Source organism: Maricaulis sp. (assembly GCF_017643475.1).
Taxonomy (GTDB): Bacteria; Pseudomonadota; Alphaproteobacteria; order Caulobacterales; family Maricaulaceae; genus Maricaulis.
In genome coordinates, this window is sequence record NZ_JAEPNI010000001.1 from 208,321 (window position 1) to 229,981 (window position 21,661).

Annotated in this window: 25 protein-coding genes; 16 read left to right on the forward strand and 9 right to left on the reverse strand. The window is 59.9% G+C overall.

Features of this window, described 5'->3' with window-relative positions:
• The first annotated feature begins 53 nt into the window (after positions 1-53).
• From JJ889_RS01005 to JJ889_RS01015, 3 genes are all read left to right on the forward strand, one after another.
• Positions 54-215: a hypothetical protein gene (locus JJ889_RS01005; protein ID WP_291890897.1), complete on the forward strand. Its 162-nt coding sequence runs from the start codon at positions 54-56 to the stop codon at positions 213-215.
• Between the two features lie 82 nt (positions 216-297).
• Positions 298-846 (forward strand): DUF2975 domain-containing protein, encoded by a 549-nt coding sequence (locus JJ889_RS01010; RefSeq protein WP_291890898.1) that lies wholly within the window; start codon positions 298-300, stop codon positions 844-846.
• 13 nt (positions 847-859) lie between these two features.
• A complete protein-coding gene (locus JJ889_RS01015; protein WP_291890899.1) occupies positions 860-1,087 on the forward strand; it encodes a helix-turn-helix transcriptional regulator in 228 nt (75 codons plus the stop codon).
• Between the two features lie 156 nt (positions 1,088-1,243).
• Here JJ889_RS01015 and rph read toward each other — a convergent pair whose 3' ends face one another.
• Positions 1,244-1,960, reverse strand: coding sequence for a ribonuclease PH (rph, locus tag JJ889_RS01020; protein WP_291890900.1), 717 nt, complete (start codon positions 1,958-1,960; stop codon positions 1,244-1,246).
• Positions 1,961-2,077: 117 nt separating this feature from the next.
• Between rph and hrcA the strand changes: the two genes are divergently transcribed.
• A complete protein-coding gene (gene hrcA / locus JJ889_RS01025) occupies positions 2,078-3,148 on the forward strand; it encodes a heat-inducible transcriptional repressor HrcA (protein ID WP_291890901.1) in 1,071 nt (356 codons plus the stop codon).
• A gap of 16 nt (positions 3,149-3,164) precedes the next feature.
• Positions 3,165-3,785, forward strand: coding sequence for a nucleotide exchange factor GrpE (gene grpE / locus JJ889_RS01030; protein WP_291890902.1), 621 nt, complete (start codon positions 3,165-3,167; stop codon positions 3,783-3,785).
• A 75-nt stretch (positions 3,786-3,860) separates the two neighbouring features.
• On the opposite strand, the gene JJ889_RS01035 is transcribed toward grpE, so the two are convergent.
• Complete coding sequence (locus JJ889_RS01035) at positions 3,861-5,624, reverse strand: hypothetical protein (protein WP_291890903.1); 1,764 nt, start codon at positions 5,622-5,624, stop codon at positions 3,861-3,863.
• Between the two features lie 138 nt (positions 5,625-5,762).
• Between JJ889_RS01035 and JJ889_RS01040 the strand changes: the two genes are divergently transcribed.
• The 4 genes from JJ889_RS01040 to JJ889_RS01055 all read left to right on the forward strand — a co-directional run bounded on the left by JJ889_RS01040 (position 5,763) and on the right by JJ889_RS01055 (position 8,893).
• Entirely contained in the window at positions 5,763-7,292 is a 1,530-nt protein-coding gene (locus JJ889_RS01040) for an FMN-binding glutamate synthase family protein (RefSeq protein ID WP_291890904.1), read from the forward strand.
• Positions 7,293-7,296: 4 nt separating this feature from the next.
• Positions 7,297-7,647 carry a hypothetical protein gene (locus JJ889_RS01045; RefSeq protein ID WP_291890905.1) on the forward strand — a complete coding sequence of 117 codons (351 nt, stop codon included), beginning with the start codon at positions 7,297-7,299 and terminating at the stop codon, positions 7,645-7,647.
• A gap of 32 nt (positions 7,648-7,679) precedes the next feature.
• Positions 7,680-8,111, forward strand: coding sequence for a hypothetical protein (locus JJ889_RS01050; protein ID WP_291890906.1), 432 nt, complete (start codon positions 7,680-7,682; stop codon positions 8,109-8,111).
• Positions 8,112-8,176: 65 nt separating this feature from the next.
• Entirely contained in the window at positions 8,177-8,893 is a 717-nt protein-coding gene (locus JJ889_RS01055) for a hypothetical protein (RefSeq protein ID WP_291890907.1), read from the forward strand.
• Here JJ889_RS01055 and JJ889_RS01060 read toward each other — a convergent pair.
• Complete coding sequence (locus JJ889_RS01060; RefSeq protein ID WP_366940042.1) at positions 8,844-9,497, reverse strand: alpha-ketoglutarate-dependent dioxygenase AlkB; 654 nt, start codon at positions 9,495-9,497, stop codon at positions 8,844-8,846. The genes JJ889_RS01055 and JJ889_RS01060 overlap by 50 nt on opposite strands.
• A gap of 310 nt (positions 9,498-9,807) precedes the next feature.
• Here JJ889_RS01060 and dnaK point away from each other — a divergent pair, with 310 nt between their 5' ends.
• From dnaK to dapB, 5 genes are all read left to right on the forward strand, one after another.
• Positions 9,808-11,718, forward strand: coding sequence for a molecular chaperone DnaK (gene dnaK, locus JJ889_RS01065; RefSeq protein ID WP_291890909.1), 1,911 nt, complete (start codon positions 9,808-9,810; stop codon positions 11,716-11,718).
• A 56-nt stretch (positions 11,719-11,774) separates the two neighbouring features.
• Positions 11,775-12,644 carry an FkbM family methyltransferase gene (locus JJ889_RS01070; protein WP_291890910.1) on the forward strand — a complete coding sequence of 290 codons (870 nt, stop codon included), beginning with the start codon at positions 11,775-11,777 and terminating at the stop codon, positions 12,642-12,644.
• Positions 12,641-13,813 (forward strand): molecular chaperone DnaJ, encoded by a 1,173-nt coding sequence (gene dnaJ, locus JJ889_RS01075; RefSeq protein WP_291890911.1) that lies wholly within the window; start codon positions 12,641-12,643, stop codon positions 13,811-13,813. Before JJ889_RS01070 ends, dnaJ begins: the two co-directional genes overlap by 4 nt.
• 61 nt (positions 13,814-13,874) lie before the next feature.
• A complete protein-coding gene (locus tag JJ889_RS01080; RefSeq protein WP_291890912.1) occupies positions 13,875-14,945 on the forward strand; it encodes a hypothetical protein in 1,071 nt (356 codons plus the stop codon).
• Entirely contained in the window at positions 14,942-15,766 is an 825-nt protein-coding gene (gene dapB, locus JJ889_RS01085; RefSeq protein WP_291890913.1) for a 4-hydroxy-tetrahydrodipicolinate reductase, read from the forward strand. Before JJ889_RS01080 ends, dapB begins: the two co-directional genes overlap by 4 nt.
• Here the strand turns inward: dapB and JJ889_RS01090 are convergent.
• A complete protein-coding gene (locus JJ889_RS01090) occupies positions 15,763-16,053 on the reverse strand; it encodes a hypothetical protein (RefSeq protein ID WP_291890914.1) in 291 nt (96 codons plus the stop codon). The genes dapB and JJ889_RS01090 overlap by 4 nt on opposite strands.
• A 137-nt stretch (positions 16,054-16,190) precedes the next feature.
• On the opposite strand from JJ889_RS01090, the gene JJ889_RS01095 reads away from it, so the two are divergent.
• A complete protein-coding gene (locus tag JJ889_RS01095) occupies positions 16,191-16,886 on the forward strand; it encodes a YafY family protein (protein WP_291890915.1) in 696 nt (231 codons plus the stop codon).
• A 6-nt stretch (positions 16,887-16,892) separates the two neighbouring features.
• On the opposite strand, the gene JJ889_RS01100 is transcribed toward JJ889_RS01095, so the two are convergent.
• From JJ889_RS01100 to JJ889_RS01115, 4 genes are all read right to left on the reverse strand, one after another.
• Entirely contained in the window at positions 16,893-17,357 is a 465-nt protein-coding gene (locus tag JJ889_RS01100) for a VOC family protein (RefSeq protein ID WP_291890916.1), read from the reverse strand.
• 66 nt (positions 17,358-17,423) lie between these two features.
• Complete coding sequence (locus JJ889_RS01105) at positions 17,424-18,380, reverse strand: hypothetical protein (RefSeq protein ID WP_291890917.1); 957 nt, start codon at positions 18,378-18,380, stop codon at positions 17,424-17,426.
• An 11-nt stretch (positions 18,381-18,391) separates the two neighbouring features.
• Positions 18,392-19,240, reverse strand: a complete 849-nt coding sequence (locus JJ889_RS01110; RefSeq protein WP_291890918.1) for a methylated-DNA--[protein]-cysteine S-methyltransferase — start codon at positions 19,238-19,240, stop codon at positions 18,392-18,394.
• Between the two features lie 18 nt (positions 19,241-19,258).
• On the reverse strand, positions 19,259-19,798 hold the full coding sequence (locus tag JJ889_RS01115) for a DUF2244 domain-containing protein (protein ID WP_291890919.1): 540 nt from the start codon (positions 19,796-19,798) through the stop codon (positions 19,259-19,261).
• Positions 19,799-19,896: 98 nt separating this feature from the next.
• On the opposite strand from JJ889_RS01115, the gene nth reads away from it, so the two are divergent.
• On the forward strand, positions 19,897-20,592 hold the full coding sequence (gene nth / locus JJ889_RS01120) for an endonuclease III (protein ID WP_366940043.1): 696 nt from the start codon (positions 19,897-19,899) through the stop codon (positions 20,590-20,592).
• 46 nt (positions 20,593-20,638) lie between these two features.
• Here nth and JJ889_RS01125 read toward each other — a convergent pair whose 3' ends face one another.
• The gene (locus JJ889_RS01125; protein WP_291890921.1) at positions 20,639-21,523 is read right to left on the reverse strand and encodes a hypothetical protein; all 885 of its coding nucleotides are present in this window, start codon (positions 21,521-21,523) and stop codon (positions 20,639-20,641) included.
• Positions 21,524-21,661: the final 138 nt, after the last annotated feature.

Here is a 21,661-nt window from a genome sequence, read left to right on the forward strand (position 1 = left end):
ATATCATTTATCGATAAACAACAAGGACGGGAGACACTGTCCTGAAAACACGAATGACAACGGTAATTGGTCAGATGCAAGTAGAAGGAAACAGAAAGATGGTCAGGCCCGAAAACTCTAACAGTCGCAACTTCGCAGCGGCAGTCATCAATGTCGTGCTGCTGGTAACGGTTGCTGCAGGCGCGTTCTACGCTATCGCTCCGGTGGTTGCATGATTTCGCAAAGCCGATGAGATTGGCCCAGCGGCCAACAGAAGACCGCAGGCCAATCTTCATCGATGAGTAGGAAGGGAAGGGAATGAAAGCACTTGGACGCGGATCTCTGGCTTCGGCCTTGAAGATCGTGCTCGATGTAGCGTGGTATTTATCCTGGGCCGCCCTGGTCCTGGCCTCGCTATTTCTCGTCGCGGCCGGCGCTGCATTCATCATGAACTTCCTGGGCTATCAGCCCGGTGTATTGTCAGAGACGCTGACAGCATTACGTGATTTCGGGATGTTCTTCCCGCTTCTCGTCGCCGAAATCGTCGCCCTGATGATCGTCATAGACCGGCTCCGCCGGATTTTCGGAACCCTTGTGGCTGGAGATCCCTTCGTGCCGGAAAATGCAGGCCATCTGCAGGTCATCGCCATCGCGATCGCCGCCTATCAGATCCTGCGCCATGTGTTCCAGGGTTCCGTGGCCATGCTGCTGACCTTGGTCGACCAGCCGATTGGCGGAGGCGTTGAACTCGACGTCGCTCCGGACATCAATCTCGGAGGCTGGTTCGCAGTGATTGCACTGCTGGTATTTGCGGAAGTCTTCCGTGAAGGTGCGAGAATGCGCCAAGAACAGAAATATACGATTTAGGGAGGCGCCGCTCATGCCAATTCGCGTCACTCTCGATCGAATGCTCCTGGAGCGCCGCATGTCGCTGACTGAACTGTGCGACCGTGTCGGCATCACCATGGCCAACCTGTCCATCCTCAAGACGGGCAAGGCCAAGGCAGTCCGCTTCTCGACCCTGGAAGCGCTGTGCAAGGAGCTTGGATGTCAACCGGGGGACTTGTTGTCCTTCGATGAAGACGAGGACGACGACGCAGCCGACTAGGCGCGATGTCCTCGCACACAGAATTCATTCGCCGGTGTGTGAATGATGCAGATGGCGGGAGTGGGCCTGCGCGGTACGCCCCTTCCCAAGAGCCCGGGCAGGCCATTTCCAGCCCCCCAGCGCACTCCCGCCATCTGTCTTTTCCCTCATTCGGGATTATTTTTCCAGTGCAGCGCGCTGAATTTCAGACAATTCCGCGACGCCGGCCTTGGCCAGGCTGAAGAGCTCGAGGAAGTCTGCTTCTGCCATCGGACGGTCTTCGGCCGTTGCCTGGACTTCAACGATGCCGCCGTCGGACGTCAGCACGAAATTGGCATCGGCCTCAGCGGAACTGTCTTCCTCGTATTCCAGGTCGAGACGGGTCTCGCCGTCAATCACACCACAGGAAATCGCCGCCAGCTGACCGTAGACCGGGTCGCTTTTCAGCACGCCTTCCTCGATCAGATAGGCCGTCGCCATTTTCAGCGCGACCCAGGCACCGGTAATGGCCGCCGTACGCGTGCCGCCATCGGCCTGGATTACATCACAATCGACCGTGATCTGGCGCTCGCCCAGAGCTTGCAGATCAATGACAGCCCGCAGGGAACGGCCGATCAGGCGCTGGATTTCCTGGGTGCGACCGCTCTGCTTGCCCGACGTCGCCTCACGGCGCATGCGTGAGTGCGTGGAACGCGGCAGCATGCCGTATTCCGCTGTTACCCAGCCCTTGTTGGAGCCACGCATCCACGGCGGCACATTGTTCTCGACACTGGCGGTACACAGGACGTGCGTATTACCGAACTTGGCCAGGCAGGAGCCTTCGGCGTAACGCGTCACATTGGTTTCCAGGGTGACTTCGCGCATTTGGTCGCGCACACGTCCATCAGGTCTCATCGATATCTCCAGAGTGTTGTTGGGGAGCTGGTAGCGGGCTTTTTCCATCGCATCAAGCAATCGCCGCCTGTACGCATGGGAATTGAAGATCCGGCCGGATTTGCCTAAGTCATCTGTATGACCATGACCGGATCGACTTCGCCCCTGGCCTCGCTCGACGAGCGCATGCGCATGATCTTTCGCGAGATCGTGGAGAGCTATCTGACCACGGGTGAGCCGGTGGGCTCGCGTACCCTGTCCCAGACCGGTCGTGTGACACTTTCGCCCGCCTCCATCCGCAATACGATGGCAGACCTGGCCCAGCTGGGCTTGCTGTCTGCCCCGCACCAGAGCGCCGGGCGCATGCCCACGCACATGGGCCTGCGCCTGTTTGTGGATGGCCTGCTGCAGGTCGGGGAACTGTCAACACAGGAACGGCGCAATATCGAGGGCCAGGTCATGAGCTCGGCCCAATCGGTCGAGGATGTGCTCTCGGAAGCTTCCTCCATGCTGTCTGGCCTGGCCGGAGGCGCGGGGCTGGTGGTTACACCGAAACAGGAAGCGCCGCTGCGCCATATCGAATTTGTGCCGCTGTCGAATGTCGAGACACTCGCCGTGCTCGTCTTCGCCGATGGCACGGTCGAGAACCGCCTCATGCCGACCCCGGCGGGCACCCTGCCGGCAACGCTGATCGAGGCTGGCAACTACCTGTCCGCACGGCTGAAGGGCCGCACACTGGGCGAGGCCCGGACCGCCATCGCCGAGGAGCTGGCCCAGCAGAAGACCGCGCTCGATGAAGCCGCGAAATCCCTGGTCACACGCGGCCTGGCGGAATGGGGTGGCAGCGGCGAGGACCGCGCCCTGATCGTGCGTGGCCAGGCGCGACTGCTGGAAAATGTCGAGGCCAGCGAAGACCTGGAACGTATCCGCCTGCTTTTCGACGACCTGGAACGCAAGCAGGAACTGATCGCCCTGATGGACAAGGCCAGGGATGCAGAAGGCGTTCGCCTGTTTATTGGTGCGGAAAATCCGCTCTTCAGCCTCTCGGGTTCAAGTGTGATCGTGGCTCCCTATATGAATAGCGAACAGCAGATTGTCGGCGCGTTAGGTGTAATTGGCCCCACGCGTTTGAACTATGCCCGTGTTATCCCCCTCGTCGACTATACCGCCCGAGTGGTCGGACAGATCCTCGACGGGAACCGAAAGTAAAAGAGACCACACGAAGATGAGTGACGAAAACAACAACATCTCCGATGAGGAACTGACCCCGGAAGCTGCTGCCGGAGAGGCTGTCGCCGCTGAGGAAACGACCGAAGACGGCAAGTCCGTGGAACAGCTGGAAGCCGAGCTGGATGATCTGCGTGACCGCCTTTTGCGCGCGGTCGCCGAGGAACAGAACACCCGCCGCCGCGCGGAACGGGAAAAAGCCGATACGCGCGAATACGCGATCACCAGCTTTGCCCGTGACATGCTGGATGTCGCCGACAATCTCAACCGTGCCGTCAGCGCTGTTGATGAGAGCGCACTGGATGGCGCGTCCGACGCGTTCAAGAACCTCATCGAGGGCGTGGCCATGACCGAACGGGCCCTGCTGTCCAAGATGGAAGGCCATGGCATCAAGAAGGTCGACCCGGCACCGGGCGAGGCCTTTGACCCGAATATCCACCAGGCCGTGGCCCAGATCCCGTCGGATCAGCCCAATGGCACGATCGCCTCGGTCATGCAGATCGGCTATACGATCGGCAAGCGCACTCTGCGTGCGGCCATGGTTGCGGTATCTGCCGGTGCGCCGGCCGGTGGCGGTGATACACCCCCCGCAGGCGGCAGCGTGGATGTGAAGGCCTAGACCTCACGCCGCCTCAAAAATTCGCCAGATCCACGAGAAGCGCTCGCCAAACGGCGGGCGCTTTTGTTTGGGGTCTCACTGCAGCATTTCACTCGTGCTGAGACAACTCGTGCTGGGCGACACCTGGGCCCAGCTGGCGACCGCTTCCACGTCCTGGACATATTGAAAATGCGGCTCCGAGCTGGTGTCACCGCGAGGCATAACCGAGACAACACCAGTAATACCATCTCGTTCAACCAAAACCTCGATTGGATGATGGATATCCCCATAACCGCCGCTGACATGGCGAATAAGAGTGTTGCCCGGCGCTAATCCGGCCAGAGCTGCCGGGCCATCAACGCGCACATCAGAAATCAGCCCCGGTTCCTGCTCTGATAGGCTCCATCCGGTGTCAAATGTCGGCCAAAGCCCCTCAGCCAGTGTGAATTCGGTGCCGCTAATGGCTATGCGACAGGGCAACAGCTGTTCAAGTGTGGAACCTGCGGCAATTTCCGCTCTTAACTCATTGCTTTCAACAGCGGACCAGAACCGGTCTTCGGTCAAAACCTCATCCGCTGAGAGCATTAGTGTCCTCACAAATCGGGCAATCCCATCTCCGTCCAAACCTCCGTCCGAATACACGTGGACGAGAAACGCAGCCAAAACCCCATGATCATAATCAAGAATCTCCGGGGTGCGATCCACTGACCGATTTTGTAGCGCGGCATTCAATCGCGCGATTATTGCTGAGGAAGGTGAAACACCGTGGCCTACGAACTCATTCCAAGCCAGATACTCCGCAAGCCCCTCACCGATCCAAATCGGCGTTGAAGCCGGGTCATACTGCCCCAACCTTCCAGGTACCCAAGTATGGGCTGCCTCATGGAGCAAAAGTAAAGATAACCTCTGCGGGGTTATAGAGGCATCAAATAGCGCAATCTGCGCGTTCTCACGGGCCTCTCCTGCATAACTCCCGAATTGCGCGGCGGTCGTGTTAGACTCTAAAACATACGCTTTGTATCCAGAAACTTGTCCGCCCGCTTCGAATGCCTCGGATAAATTCCTGAGCCCAGCCTCCAGCACGGCAGCCGCGAATCCCTCCGTCGTCGTCGATATCGTCGCTCTCTCATCACCAAGATGGTAGATCGCCACCCTGGCAGGGTCAGACGAATGAATGGATGCTTCGACCCAACTACCAACACCGAGCAGAGCAAATCTGGCGTCGTCGAACCGTTCGACCAACCATCGCCCCTCACCAAGCTCAGTCCCTGTTGAAAACACGGACGATCGCCCACGAAGGGATTCACCTAGTACAATCTCTGTTTCCCCAAATCGAAACGGTTGCCCATTTTCATCAAATGGTCGCATCGCAAGAAACAGCGCTAACCCATCTGCAAAGATGTTGTCGGATGAGGCCAGGATTGCGCTGCATTCGGACAGCATCGCGGGCGATATTCCTTCGAGCGAGGAGACCGGTGAAACACTGTAGGAGATTTCGATGGAACCCAGCCGGCTTGGCGTCAGGCGAGTCAGTAGTAGATCGTTGATCTTCTCACTGGAAAGGTTGGCGTTCTCATGCCTAGCGACGGTGTACTCCACCCCAGGACAAGCATCCGAGCGTCGGCTCATATCCCGTAGCCATAACTCATGAATCCCGGAGCTCGGGATAACCAGATGAACCTCGAAGGATTGTGTGCTCTCATCCAGTTCGACACGAATAGTTAGCCGGTCGACTGGTGCATCCACCAAATCTTCATGGCAGCCCGCCACAAGTGAGAGGGTGAGCAGCAAATACAAAAATCGCAACAACGCGCCACTCCCCTTGAGATTGTTTTTGACTTTACCGGTGAAGGTAATCACGTCAACGCGTTAGAGTTCACCGCCAATCGCGCCTCCCATCCATCACGCCGCCTCAAAAATTCGCCAGATCCACGAGAAGCGCTCGCCAAATGGCGGGCGCTTTTGCATGATACGCCTAGTTCAATTGGGGCTGTAGGTATGATGGGTCTTCCGCAATGGGCGATGGATGTGATGAACATCCTCACCCAGCTTTTCATTCTCGCTGTCGGTATTGGCGTCGCGATCGCCATCCTGATGTATGCACGCGACACCACGCAGACGGCCGATGCCGTGCGCCGCAACTATCCGGTGGTCGGCCGGTTCCGGGGTCTGTTCACAACGCTGGGGGAATTCTTTCGCCAGTATTTCTTTGCCATGGACCGTGAGGAATTGCCCTTCAACCGTGCCGAGCGCGACTGGGTCTACCGGTCCTCGCAGGGCAAGGGCGGCACCATCCCCTTCGGCTCGACCAAACCACTGACCCCCGTTGGCACCGCCATTTTCGTCAATTGCCCCTTCCCGGTTCTTGATGATGATGGCGCCGCCACCAAGCCCTTGCGGATCGGGCCCTTTGCCCGCGAACCCTATGATGCGCCGAGCTTCTTCAACATCTCGGGCATGAGTTATGGCGCCCTGTCCAAGCCGGCTGTAAGGGCGCTCTCGCGCGGCGCGGCCAAGGCGGGCGTCTGGTACAATACGGGAGAGGGCGGCATGTCGCCGATGCACCTGGAGGGCGGCTGCGACATCGTCTTCCAGATCGGCACCGCCAAGTATGGCGTACGCGATGAACAGGGCAATCTCTCTGACGACAAGCTGCGCGAAGTCGCCGCCACGCCCCAGGTCAAGATGTTCGAACTCAAGCTCTCGCAGGGCGCCAAGCCGGGCAAGGGCGGTATCCTGCCCGCCGAGAAGGTGAACAAGGAAGTCGCCAGGATCCGCGGCATCCCGGTCGGCAAGGCGTCCATCTCGCCCAATCGCCACCCTGAGATCGACAGTGTCGAGGACCTGCTGGACATGATTGCCCGCATTCGCGACGTGTCGGGCCTGCCCGTCGGTATCAAGTTTGTTGTCGGCGCCTATGGCTGGCTGGACGAGCTGGCCGTTGCCATCAAGGGCCGCGGCGAGGACAGCGCGCCCGATTTCATTACCGTGGATAGCGGCGATGGCGGTACCGGCGCGGCCCCGATGGCCCTGATGGACAATGTCGGCCTGCCGATCCGGGAAAGCCTGCCCATGGTCACGGAAATCCTGCGACGCCATGGCCTTCGCGAACGCATCCGCGTCATTGCCTCGGGCAAGCTGATCATTCCCGGTGCCGTCGCCTGGGCGCTCGCCTCCGGCGCTGATTTCGTCCAGTGCGCGCGGGGCTTCATGTTCTCGCTCGGTTGTATCCAGGCGCTGAAATGCCACGAAAACACCTGTCCAACCGGCGTTACCACGCACAAGAAAAGCCTGCAGCGCGGGCTGGTGGTCAAGGACAAGGCCGACCGGGTCGCCGAGTACGCGCATACGGTGGTCAAACATGTCGAGATGATCGCGCATTCCTGCGGGGTATCGGAGCCGCGCGGCCTCAAGCGCAAACATGTCAGGATCGTTCAGGAGCACGGCCGTTCTGTACCGATGACCGATATGCGCTTCATGCCTGTGATGGACGAACTTGACGACAAGGACCTGCCCGAGCAGCACTAGGGGCATGTCGCCGCTTTTCCTGCTCCAGCTTGTTCACACCCTTGTCTTTGCCGTCTGTATAGCGACACTGGGGCCGCTGGGCTGGTATGCCCTGAGCGGCCAGGGCCAGACACTGGCCCTGTGGGCGCTGCTGCCGCCGATCGGTATTTTCGTCGGGCTCCAGCTCAATGGCGGACGCTGTATCCTGCAAACCCTGGCCCGCCGCTGGTCCGGTGTCGCCGAGGATGATCCGCGCTGGGTACGCGACATCCTCTTCCTGCCCGAAAGCTGGGCGGTTCGCGTGGTCAGGATCATGCTGCCGGTATTTATAGTGACGGTCGGGGCGGCTGGGGTGCGTGCCCTGATCTCGATTTAACCTTCACCGGACCGGATGCACGAGGAAATATTATGCGGTGGATATTGTTTTGGTTCGCACTGCTGCTCAGTGCGGCGTTTCTGCTGATTGCCTACAAGCCATTCCGATATCAACGCAGCGATCCGCACTATCGCTGGATCATGCAAAGGGTCGACGAGTCGCGGGCGTCACTCGACCGTGGTGACACGTCCAATTTGTTCATCGACTGGCGACAATTTCCCGGGCCAGCCTGGTCCCATGTTTGCGTCGTGGGCGGATACGAAAATGTCAGCGACGTCGCCGACCGCCACAACATCGTCATGTCAAAATTGGACCGCATGCGTTATTCCATACTGGTTTCGGAGTGGGAGGCTGCGGTGCTGATCGCCTACCCAGACACCACGCACCGAGTTTTCTTGCTGCCATACGGCTACCCGCAAGTCCGGCAAGGCGAGGCCTACTGCCTAGATCGGGGCAATGTCTAAGCCGGGCGTTTGATCACATGTGAGAGAGCAGTATACACGTAGAGGACGTGTACTGGGAGGAATACATGCGGGTACTTTTGTTTTTGGCGGCTCTGTTCGCCGCAGGTTGCGCATCCACCTTGCCGTCAAGTTACAGCTTCGACCCGACCGGCGACGATGCCCTTGTGCTGATCGACCGTTCGCTTGCTCGCGGGCACATGCTCATTCTGGAAGGCGTGGACTTGGAAGCCGGCGCCTTTTCCGGGCCGCGCCGGGTCCTGACCGTCGGGATGGGCAACGAGCTTAACTACGTCCACATCCGAACGCCGCTCGCGGAGTACCAGACCAGTGCCTACGTGACGCAGCTCCCTCCCGGGGACTACGTAATCGCGGGCTATCAGACGATTTCATACCCGAATTCCACCACGGTGTGTTACGGTCGGGGAACGCCGGTTTTCCGGGTCGAGCCGGAAGTGGCCAATGTGCTGGCGATGGGCGGCGTCCGGATCGTCGGGCCGCATGGAATAGGGGATGGCCCGGCTGGGGATAGTATCATTGTCGGCATCCGCGAGGCCTTGTCCGGTTTGTCGGGCATACCGTCAGATATTCGTGTTGTACGCGCTCAACCGATTGCGGAAGTCCGGTGGGAAAGGGAGATGACCGTCGGATCATTTCTCACTGGGGAAAACTGCCCAGAAGCGCGCGGGTTTGAAGTCGTTCGCGACACTAACGAGCACCGAAACACTCCGGCGATTACTCGGGAGACGAAGCCGGAATCGTTACCCGTCGCATCGTCAGATTGATGCGCCCGCCACCCGGGAAGTCTTCTTCGCGGAGCAGTGTCGAGGTGCCCGGATAGATCCGGTCCACACCGTGATAACAGCGGCGTGCATCACCGCCCAGCACGACCACATCGCCGGAGGAGAGGACCATGGACGCCGTCTTGCCGCCTCGCTTCGGGCCGCCGAGGCGGAAACGCGCCTTGTCCCCCAGCGAGATCGAGACCACGGCGGCATCCGTTGCCTCCTCGTCCCAGTCGATATGCATGCCCATCTTGCTGGTCGGCGCATACCAGTTAACCAGACACGCTTCCGGCGGGGCCGGATAATTCGCCACCTCCTGCCACAGGCTCAGAAGCTTTTGCGGCAATGAAGGCCAGGCTGCGCCGGTCTGCGGATGTGACGGCTCATAGCGATAGCCCTTCTCCTTGTCGGTCACCCAGCCTAGCGGACCGAAATTGGTCATCAGCACGGACAGGGGTTGCCCGGTTCGCGGCATGGCCGGGCGCCAGAAAGGCGCGCTGGCGAGCGCACCCAGAACCGCCTGGATCAGCTCGGCCTGGTCGTTCCGACCGAAATATTCGGGCAGGTAGCGAAATCCGGCGGGCATGGAAAAGGCGTCGGTCATACCGAAGATATAGGCCGCCACTCCCGCTTTGGTCAGCCCGCTTCCTGCGATCGGCTGGCCCGGTGCATCTCATATGACTGCACAGCATTGAAATTGATTCTGTTACAAGGCTTGCGCTCTCTGCCTGCACTACCTAAATCGCCTATCAACGGCAGGGGTATTCCCCGCCAATCTTGAACCACTGACCGGTGTCGGCATCACCGGTAGCTAACAGACGATCCCCGCGGGGGCTGTCAAACGCGGCGTCTGGCGCTTCGCTCGAAGGTCAGGCCCGGCCGGGACAGTTCCGCCGAGAATACGGAGAGAAAATATGAGTAAGGTCATCGGCATCGACCTTGGTACCACCAATTCCTGTGTCGCAGTGATGGAGGGCGGTCAGCCTAAAGTCATCGAAAACTCCGAAGGCATGCGCACGACGCCGTCCTTCGTGGCCTTCGCCGAAGACGGCGAGCGCCTGATCGGTCAGCCGGCGCGTCGCCAGGCTGTCACCAACCCGGAACAAACCTTCTTCGCCATCAAGCGCCTGATCGGCCGCAACATGGACGATCCGACGGTCCAGAAAGACGCCGGCATGGTGCCTTACAAGATCGTCCCGTCCGACAATAATGCGGCATGGGTCCAGGGCCGCGACAAGAAATACGCGCCGTCCGAAATCTCCGCCTTCATCCTGCAGAAGATGAAAGAGACCGCTGAAAGCTATCTCGGCCAGGGAGTCGACCAGGCTGTCATAACGGTCCCGGCCTATTTCGATGATGCCCAGCGTCAGGCGACCAAGGACGCCGGCAAGATCGCCGGTCTGGAAGTGCTCCGTATCATCAACGAGCCGACCGCAGCGGCCCTGGCTTATGGCCTGGAAAAGAACGACGGCAAGACCATTGCTGTCTTCGACCTCGGCGGCGGTACGTTCGACGTCTCCGTCCTGGAAATCGGCGATGGTGTCTTCGAAGTGAAGGCGACCAATGGCGACACCTTCCTCGGTGGTGAAGACTTCGACCTGCGCATCGTTGAATACCTTGCGGACGAGTTCAAGAAAGAGAACGGCATTGACCTGAAGGCCGACAAGCTGGCTCTCCAGCGCCTCAAGGAAGAAGCGGAGAAAGCCAAGAAAGAGCTGTCTTCTGCGACCTCCTATGAAGTGAACCTGCCCTTCATCACCGCGGACGCGTCCGGCCCGAAACACCTCAACATCAAGCTCTCCCGCGCCAAGCTGGAAGCCCTGGTCGAGGACCTGGTCAAGCGTACGCTGGAGCCGTGCAAGAAAGCCCTGAAAGATGCCGGCCTGTCCGCATCTGACATTGACGATGTGGTGCTGGTCGGCGGTATGACCCGCATGCCGAAAGTCCAGGAGGCCGTGAAGTCCTTCTTCGGCAAGGACCCGCACAAGGGTGTGAACCCGGATGAAGTGGTTGCCATGGGTGCCGCCATCCAGGCCGGCGTACTGCAGGGTGACGTGAAAGACGTCCTGCTGCTCGACGTGACCCCGCTGTCGCTGGGCATCGAGACGCTGGGCGGTGTCTTCACCCGCCTGATCGAGCGCAACACGACCATCCCGACCAAGAAGTCCCAGGTCTTCTCCACGGCCGATGACAATCAGAACGCCGTGACCATCCGCGTCGCCCAGGGTGAGCGCGAAATGGCGGCCGACAACAAGGAACTCGGTCAGTTCAACCTGGAAGGCATTCCGCCGGCTCCGCGTGGTGTGCCGCAGATCGAAGTCACTTTCGACATCGACGCCAACGGCATCGTCAACGTGTCCGCCAAGGACAAGGCGACCGGCAAGGAACAGGCGATCCGCATCCAGGCTTCCGGTGGTCTGTCCGACGGCGATATCGACCAGATGGTCAAGGACGCCGAGGCCAATGCCGAAGCGGACAAGAAACAGCGTGAACTGGTCGAGGCCCACAATGGTGCCGAAGCCATGATCCACCAGACCGAGAAACAGCTCGAGGAATTTGGTGACAAGGTTCCGGCGGCCGACAAGGACGCCATCGAAACCGCACTGAACGAGCTGAAAGAGGTCAAGGATGGCGAAGATCTCGAAGCTATCCAGCAAAAGACCCAGGCCCTGGTACAGGCTGCCATGAAGCTTGGTGAAGCCATGTATGCCGCCCAACAGGCTGAAGCCGGCTCTGAAGAGAGCGGTGCCGAGGCCTCTGGCGATGATGATGTTGTCGACGCGGAATTCTCCGAAGTTGACGACGACGCCAAAAAAGACGCTTAAGGTCTGATCAAACCGGCCGGGTGTAAGCCCGGCCGGTCAGGCTTTAGGGGGCGGTCATGAGCGAATTCGACCCGGTATCCTCGCCCTACGGGGCGTTTTCTCTTTCTCCTTCGGAGGAATGGCTACGCCGTGCCGCCATGAAACTGCCCGGCGACCGCATGCGTCGCGCAGCGGAGAGCGTGGTTCGACGCATCCTGATGTCGGGTGGCCGTGATATCGCGGATGTCGAGGTCTTCCCCGGCCAGCATGCGCGTGTCCACATGCGCGACAATCGCTGTGAGAAACGCGCCTTTGTCGGCTCTAAAACCTGGGACAGTGGGGAACGCACCGCAATTCGCGACGCCATCCGCAACATCCCGCGCGAACGCGTTCTGGTCTTTCTCGACGCCGGAGCCAATGCCGGTCTTTACACGCTTTCCGTCCTCGCAGATGCCCGCAAGTTTGATCGCCCTGTGAAGGTAATCGCGGTCGAGCCTGACGAAGAAAACCGCCGGCGCTTGAATTTCAATCTTCAGGCATCACATGCAAAGAATGTTCACGTCGCACCTTTCGCGCTTGGCGCTGAGGAAAAGCTGATCAGCCTGATCCAGGATGATCGCAATCGCGGCGAAGTCCGCATCAATGACACGGATGAAGACGGGACCATCCCGATGAAACCCCTGTCGATGGTGCTGGAAGACGCCGGTGTCGACCATGTCGACATCATGAAAATGGATATCGAAGGTTTCGAAGAGCCTGTGCTCTCGGCCTTCTTCAAGATGTGGCCGCGTGAAAAATGGCCACGAACAGTATTGCTCGAGACCTTGCATGCAGGCGCTGCCATTACCGATGGTGCGCCGGGCCTGTGTCTTGAACATGGATATGAGGTCGCCCAGCAAATGCGTCAGAACGCGGTGCTGGTGCTGCCCAATGGTGAAAACAGATGAGCAAGCGCGATTTCTACGAAATCCTCGGGGTTTCCAAGGGTGTTGACGAAAAGGAGCTGAAAAGCGCCTACCGCAAGCTCGCGATGAAATACCATCCAGATCGCAATCCGGGCGACGAGGAAGCCGAGGCCAACTTCAAGGAAGTGGGCGAGGCCTATGCCGTGCTCGCCGATGCAGACAAGCGCGCCGCTTATGACCGCATGGGCCATGCTGCCTTTGAACAGGGCGGAATGGGCGGTGGCGGCCAGGGTCCTTTCGGCGGTGGCGCCGGCGCGGCCGAGTTCGCCGATATCTTCGAGCAGGTCTTTGGCATGGGTGGAATGGGCGGACGCCGTGGCGGCGGACGCTCCAATGGTCCGGCCCGTGGCGCAGACCTCCGGTTCGACCTCGAAGTTACCCTGGAAGACGCCTTCAACGGCAAGGAAGCCGAAATCGAGGTTCCAACGGCGCTGGAGTGCGAACGCTGTGATGGCGAAGGCAATGAGCCCGGCACCGAGATTGAAACCTGCCCGACCTGTCATGGTGCTGGCCGCATTCGCCGCAGCCAGGGCTTTTTCACCATGGAACAGACTTGTCCGCAATGTGGTGGTCGCGGCAAATACATCGTTACCCCATGTCAGGAATGTGATGGCGTGGGTCGTGTCCGCAAGAACCGTACGCTCTCCGTCACCATCCCTGCCGGGGTCGAGGATGGAACCCGCATTCGCCTCGCCGGCGAAGGTGAAGCCGGAGCCCGCGGTGGTCCTCGCGGCGATCTCTACATCTTCATCTCCGTCCGCGCACACGAGATTTTCGAGCGTGACGGCCCTAATCTCTATTGCCGAGCCCCGTCCTCCATGGTCCAGGCCGCTCTGGGCTGTTCCATCCAGGTCCCGACGATTGAGGGCGGCAAGGCCGAGATGAAAATCCCGGAAAGCGCCCAGACTGGCCGCCGCATGCGCCTGCGCAGCAAGGGCATGCCCCGTCTGCGTGGCGGCACGCGAGGCGACATGATCGTAGAGCTTTTTGTGGAAACTCCGCGCAATCTGTGTGATCGACAAAAGGAATTGCTGAAGGAGTTCTGCGATCTTTCCGGCGAGAACTGCAATCCTGACAGCGCCGGTTTCTTCAATCGTGTCAAACAGTTCTGGGACGACGTTACCACCGAGGACGGCCGCCCGAGCGCTTAGGCCACGACTCGGAAAAATCGCATCGTGACATCGCCACTCGGCTCGGATTAGTTTCGCGCCGATGCCACACGCTGAACTCGACCCCAAGTCTGACCGCTATACGCCGATGGAGAACCTTCTCTATCGCCGCTCTCCGTTCGGCTTCTGGGGCACAACCATTGCGATTTTTGTGATCAGTTTCGGTAGCTTCCTGCTGATCTGCCATATCACGCAACGCCCACCGATCTATGAAGTTGCAGCCGACGGCTCGATCAGCTTTCCGAGTGTTGTCTGGATCGGTTTTGTCCTGTCCATGATCCTCACCTCGGCACTCTCGCTCAGCGAAAATGGTGTTCGCCTGTGGAGAGCAGTGGAAGAAGATCTGGTTCGAGCGCTCAAACCCTCGGGTGAAAATGCAGCCCGCGCCTTCGCGGCTGGTGTACCGGTGAGCTGGCGAGGGCGTTATCTGGGCTTTTTCGCGGCAGGGGCACTTGCCGGGCTTGGCTTCAACGCCTTCATGATCGTTGTAAATGCCGGTACCCTGGAACGCTATCTCTCCTCGATCGGACTGTGGTTTTTGGTCTTTGCGCCCTTCCTTTACGGTCTTGGCGTGCGCGCTGGTGTAGATGTGGCGCGCGAAAGCAGCGAGCTGAAGACGCTGGTTCGGGATCATCTGCAAGTTGATCTCTATCATCTCGACAGGCTGCATGTGCTCGGACGCATCGGCCTGCGTGCTGCGCTGTCCTGGCTGTTGATGGCCGCTGTACTCCTGTTGTTCGTCGCCGCCCCCTCTCAGATGACCGTGGGCCTGATCTCGATCGGTATTTCCATAGCGGGTGGCATGTGGGTCTTCTGGAGCGCTGTCAAACCCGCCCATGAACAGATCCGCGAAGCCAAATCAGCCGAACTCGAACGCATCCATGAACGCATGGCCTTGCTGCGGGATGCTGCACTGGCGGGCGATGTAGAGGCGGCATCCGCCCTGGCCGGACTGACGGATTATGAGCAATGGATTGAACAACGTCCCGAATGGCCTTTGTCTCCCTCGGTGACGCAGCGTTTTGCGCTCTATATCCTGATCCCGGTATTGCCCATCATCGCTTCCTACCTCTTCGAGAAAGTCGCTGATCTCGTGCTTGGAGCCACCTCATGACCCGACCGATCCGTATCGCCGTGCTTGGCCCGACAGGCCGCCTCGGCCGCGCCATCTCCTCCGCCATTCTTGACAGTTCTGATTGTCAGCTCGTCGGTGCGCTGGTGCGCGGGGAATCCCAGTTTGCCGGCCATGATATCGGCGAGATACTTGAGCGCCGCCCCATCGGCGTATCAGCGGAAACACATCTGGAAGAAGCCGTTGAAAGTGCCGATCTGGTAATCGATTCCAGCTTGCCGGGAACCACAGTGTCCGCCGCTCAGCGTCTGGCGGCCCTGGGTGGACCGGCCCTGATATCGGGTGTGACAGGTCTGACCGCTCAACAGGAGGAGATGCTGAGCGCTGCCGCTCAAAGCATTGCCATTCTGCAAGCGAGCAATTTTTCGCTGGGCGTTGCTGTTGCCGAAGCCCTGGTCGCTCAGGCCGCCGCCTTGCCAGCACGCGATTGGGATATCGAAATCACGGAAACCCACCACAAGATGAAAGCTGACGCTCCGTCAGGCACCGCCGTCATGCTCGGCAGAGCGGCGGCAAAGAAGCGGGGCATATTCCTCGAGGAAGCCGCCATCTGGAGCCGGGAAGGCTCGATGGGCCCGCGCGAAACCGGAACGATTGGTTTCGCAACCTCCCGTGGAGGCTCGATTGTCGGTGAGCATTCCGTCCGCTTCATCGCGGAGTTGGAGGAGATCACCATATCGCACAGGGCGTTTGACCGGCGCATTTTCGCAAATGGTGCCCTGGAAGCGGCACGGTGGATGTTTGCAGATGGAGAGGGCCGTGAGCCAGCCCTCTATACCATGCAGAACGTTGTCGCCGCCTAGACCTGCTCCACCACATGAGTCATGGCATGGACCTCTTCGGTCTGGGCCATCAACGCCTGGGCCGCCGGGTCAGCCATGAATTTCTCCTGTGCGGATTGCGCGGAAACAAGGCTGACCCATTCGACCTGGTCGACAAATCGGCGATCACTGGTCGCCGAGGCAAACTGCCGCCAGCTGACAAATCCCGGAAAAGCCGACAAAACGGATTTCAGGCCGCTGCGGACCTTCTGGGCTTCGGCCGGATCTTTGACAGAATAAGTGACGATTTCGAATACGGGTTTGGACATTTCAGATCTCCTGTTGGGGTGAACACCCCAAGGATTTAGCGCGCCCCTACTGTCAGCCTCCTGTCATGAGGGGTCCGGCTTGCTGTGTTTTGCAAATCTTGACATATTCCCGACATTCGATTTGGTCAGGAGACGTCATGAGACGCGCCGAACGTTTGATCCGCATTGTCCAGGCTCTTCGGGAGGCCGCACCCGGCGCTGTCACCGCGCAGGAAATGGGCGAGAAGTTCGAAGTCTCCGAGCGCACTATCTATCGGGACATCGCCCATCTGATCGGCTCCGGCGCCCCCATCGATGGCGAAGCCGGTGTCGGCTACGTATTGCGCCCGGGCTTTGATCTGCCGCCGATGACCTTCAGCTTTGAACAACTCGATGCGCTGGCCCTGGGCGCGCGTTTTGTTCGGGCGACCGGCGACAAGGACCTCGCTTCCGCCGCCGCCGAAGCTCTGTCGAAGATCGAACACGCTCTGCCGGATACGCACAGACAGCGTCTTCGCTCCGCACCCCTGTTCGCGACCATGCTGGATGAAACCGTGCGCCCCGAGGCCTTTGCCCCGGTGCGCAACGCTATCGCCGATCGCCGCAAGTTGCGCATTCGCTACACAGCGCTGAGTGATGACAACACGACACGGATTGTACGTCCGCTGGCGCTGACCTGTTTCGGGCGCGTCTGGCTGCTCTCGGCCTGGTGCGAGATGCGAAATGATTTCAGGCATTTCCGGGCAGATCGGATCGAGCGCCTCACGGTTCTGGCCGAGTCTTTCGAGGACGAACCCGGAAAGACGTTTGCCGACATGAAGGCCCGCGATCCCTATGGTGAAAGTTCGGTCTGAAGCGCCTTACCAGCTGCCGGTGTTCTGCATCGACGACCAGGGCTCTTCCGGCGCGAGGCTTTGGCCGCGCTGGAGGAGTTCGACCGAGATGCCGTCCGGTGAACGCACGAAGGCCATATGACCATCACGCGGCGGACGGTTGATCGTGTATCCCATCGCATCGAGATGGGCGCAGAGCTCGTAGATATTCTCCACGCGATAGGCCAGGTGCCCGAAATTGCGGCCACCGCCATACTCTTCCGGATCCCAGTTATGGGTCAGCTCCACGCAGGGCATTCCATCGGGCACCTTGCCGGAACCCGGCTCGAAACCCGCGCGCGCGATATCCTCGTCCGTCGCCAGGAAAATCAGGGTGAAACGTCCCGGCTCACTGTCAAAACGGGAGCATTCCTTCAGACCGAGCCCGTCACGGTAGAAACGCAGGCTGTCATCAATGTCCGTCACGCGGACCATGGTGTGGAGATATTGCATTCGCAGTTCTCCCTTTCTTTCGAAACAGGTGACGTTGCCGGATATATTCCCTGATCCGACGCAAACCTAACGAACAGGGCGCTCTTCGCGCAGCACATAAAGAACAGACTGAAGTCCTGTGACAATAGCTGCGCGCTTGAACCTACCATCGATCAGAACACCTGATGTACCCTCAGTGAGCGTGCGCACTTCATAGGTCAGACCGCCATCGTTCGAGCTAAACTCTATAACTACCGGATTGGATGCCTCAGTGATTGATACTGATACATCGGGGACGGCCAGTTCTAGTTCCGAAATTCCCCGGCTCAGACTTGATTTCGAAATTTCAAGATCCGGCACTTGGGACAGCTCAGCGCCGTCCCGATCGGTAGTGAAATAGACCACCAACCGGGTTTCCGAATTTTCTCCCTCAACCCATGCTGCCGAAATCGTAAGGTCTTCTGGGTCGTCCGGGGGCTCGCTCATCATCGCAGCTTGCGCGCCTTCCTTGGCCAACGGTCGCACTTTTTTGGCCCAGGCCGGTCGTTTGCGAGGGATGACGACCTCGTCCAGCGGTTCTCCGCGGGCACGCATCAGGGCCGCGTTGAAGGGTTCGGGGCGGCGGACATGGTGGAGGCGGGCCATGACAAAGGCGACGCCAGCCCAGCTGAAACACATTCCAAAGAACATGTAGAACATCCACGGATAGTAACCGACATCATACCAGGGTCCGCCATCCAGCCCCAGGACGATGATCGGCCACAGCCACATCAGCCCAACCCCCATGACGGGCGTTGTCAGCAGGGCCACCAGCAAGGTTCCGCCTGCATAAAGTGCCCATCGCGGTTCATGACCGGATACATAGATGCGCAGGAAGTGCTCCCGGTCGACACCCTTGACCGTCTTGGTCCGTGTCGCCGAGCGTTCTTCCCATTCCTCCCGCGCTTCCATCGACAATTGCCGATGACGGTGGAACCAGAATCCGAACAGGACAAGCGAAGCAACAATGGCCGACACGGCCGCATAGACATAGGTCGAGTACATGCGACCTATGTTTAACGCCTCGCAGCCTCATAAGCGAGCATCGCGCGCTTGCGTTCCACACCCCAATGATACCCGGTCAGCTTGCCATTGCCGGCGAGCACGCGGTGACAGGGGATCAGCCAGGAAATCGGATTGGCTCCGACCGCCGCTCCGACAGCACGGGATGCCTTGGCCGTGCAGACAATTTCCGCGATCGCCTTGTAGCTGGTCGTGGCCCCGGGCGGGATGGTCAGCAGGGCGCGCCAGACCTGGCGCTGCCAGGGTGTTCCGTAAAGCGCGAGCGGGATTTTTTCTTCGCCGCCTGGAACAAAAATTCGCTCAGCCCACTCCCGTGCCAGCCCGTCATCACGTTCATAGCTGGCTGCGGGATAGCGCGCCTGCAGATCTGCAAATCCTTCCTCGATATCGGGGTCGGCAAAGGCCAGGGCTGACAGTCCGCGGGGCGCGATCAGCAGGATAGCATCGCCGAACGGGCAAGGTGCGACACCCCAGCGAAAGCTGAGACCCTTCCCCCGCCGTTTCGCATCGCCCGGGGTGACGGCCTCATGGGCAATGAACAGGTCGTGTAATCGTCCAGGCCCTGACAGCCCCGCCTCGAAACTCGCATCCAGCATGCAGGCACCGTCATCGATGGCTTCGCGGGCGGCGCCATGCGCAAGTGCGCCGACATATTTCTTGGGGCTGACACCCACCCAGCGCTGGAAGACACGCTGGAAATGATGCGGCGACAGGCCCGCCTCGGCCGCGAGCGTGTCCAGGTCCGGATGCTCACGCCAATTCTCGCCGATAAAATCGAGCACTTCGGTGATGCGCGGATAATCGCGGCTGGCTTCGTCGAGTGTGTAGATCTGTGCAGTCATGCGCCCAGACTAGCGCGCTCAGTGCACCACTCCACCCGGTTCTTGCGCGTGACCTGCATTTCTCGCGCGGCTGATTGCCGACGCCAGCGCGTCGGCAAACTCCCCCCGCTCATCGGGGCTCAGGAAGGACGCCAGGATCAGAGCCTTGCCATGCGCTCTCAGCGCGACCTGGGAGTGATGCTCCCGGGCATTGATAACATCCAGCTTGACCCAGGCGGTCGGCAGGCGGAACCGACGCAGATGCCCAGTGGGATGACGCCGCGTGACCTCGATATCGCGCGCATCCACTCGCACCCATTCCCGCGCCTTGCCATCGCGATAGGAAATGCGAAACGCGATCCAGACGAGTAGGGCATCCAGGCCGAAAAACGGCATGACCGGCCAGGCACCGATGGTGATGAACAACATGCCGGCGGTGAAGGAAATCAGGGCAATGGCGACCATCAAGGCCACAAACGCCGGATTGCGCAGGGACCGGTTGGGTGCGAGTTCAGCATCCATGAAAACGGGCCCGTCATGTCGTTCGACGGTTTCGGCTTCTGCAGGCCAGGTTTCCACGATGGATCTCATACCCATCAATCTAGGGCGCGCCTCCGCCCGGGCCAATGCGCAACAAACGGGATGACAGCGCCCAAGAGCTCTGCTTGTTTGCCGCCATGACCAGCAAGACGACAAAACCCCGCAAGAAGACCAAACGCGCGCCACGCGGCCTCAATCGCGAGCAGGCGCTTGATCTGTTTGCCCGCCTGGCCCAGGACCGCCCGGACCCCAAGACCGAGCTGAACTATACCAATCCCTATACGCTGGTGGTGGCTGTGGCCCTGTCAGCCCAGGCCACGGATGTGGGGGTGAACAAGGCGACCGAAAAGCTCTTCGAGGAGGCGGACACCCCGGAGAAGATGCTTGCCCTCGGCGAAGATCATGTGCGCGATCGCATCAAGACGATCGGGCTCTTCCGCAACAAGGCCAAGAATGTCATCGCCCTGTCCAAAATGCTGATCGAGGATTTCGGCGGTGAAGTGCCGGCTGATCGCGACAGCCTGGTCAAACTGCCGGGCGTGGGTCGCAAGACCGCCAATGTCGTGCTGAACGAGGCCTTCGGGCAGCCGACGATTGCCGTGGATACACATATCTTCCGCGTCTCAAACCGAACCAAGCTGGCGCCGGGTAAAAACCCCGACGAAGTGGAAGCAAGGCTCGAGAAAATCACACCGGACGAATTCAAGCTGGGCGCTCATCACTGGCTGATCCTGCACGGACGCTATCTCTGCAAGGCCCGCAAGCCGGAATGCTGGCGTTGCGCGGTCGAGGATATCTGCCAGTTCAAGGAAAAGACGCCGACCCCGACCTAGCTCGGTCACGCCGCTATCGTCGGCACGCCCTTGCTGTTCCTCGGGTCTAGCCCGCGGCGAGCGCCTTGAGTGCCGCCGCGAAATTCGGGCCGAATTCGGGACCTTGCTCCGGATAGAGATAGGGTTCGATCAGTTCGAGCTCGATCACCGCGAGCTGACCATCCAGACCGCGCAACATGTCCACACGCGCGTACAACAGGTCACCGTCTACCGAATCCAGCACGGAGCTAGCCAGCGCGAGTTCCTGTTCGCTGGGCGTGTGGATGGTTTCCGAGCCGCCATATTCCGACTGGACACGATAATCGCCAGCCGCAGGCCGCTTCAGTGCGCAATGAGAGAAACGGCGGTTGAAGAAGAGGAAGGCATATTCCCCCTCCTGGGAAACCGAAGGCAGGAAAGGCTGGATCATGCACTCTGCCGGTGGCAGGTCTCCGGCGTCGGGCATTCGCTCACCCTTGCGAATACGCGCCTGTCGCCAGGCACCCGCGCCCAGGACCGGCTTAACAACAATGTCCTCACACCCCAGGGCTTCGAAAGCCTCGCTGATTGTCTCGGTATTGGCAGCCTCGGCCCATACCGTCGGGATCATCGGTGCGCCGCGATCGGCAAGATCCTTGAGATACGTCTTGCGCTTGTTCCAGCGCACGATGTCCAGCGGATTGAGCAAACGACTCTCTCTGGCACAGCGTGTCAGACAAGCACCAAAAGCCTCGGGTTTCTCCATATAGTCCCAGCACGTGCCGACCACGATGGCGTCATAAAACCCCGGGTCAAAATCAGGACTGTCCCAGATCCGCGCTTCCAGCTGGATACCATCAGCCGCGCAAGCTGGCTGCAGCGCGCCGAACTCCAGATCGTGTTCCCAGTGGTCCTTGCGAGCATCGGGGCTGGACTTGAACATGCAACTTGCGGTGAGAAAGGCGACACGCATGGGCTGACCTCGATTGGATCCAATAACAGGCGCTCCGTACGCCTTCATCTTCGTGCCTGCAAGGCTTGCCCTGATTGCCCGCTGCGATTAACCCTCTCGCACACATGTCCCATCGCGCGCCTGCGCCTGAGTTGGAAG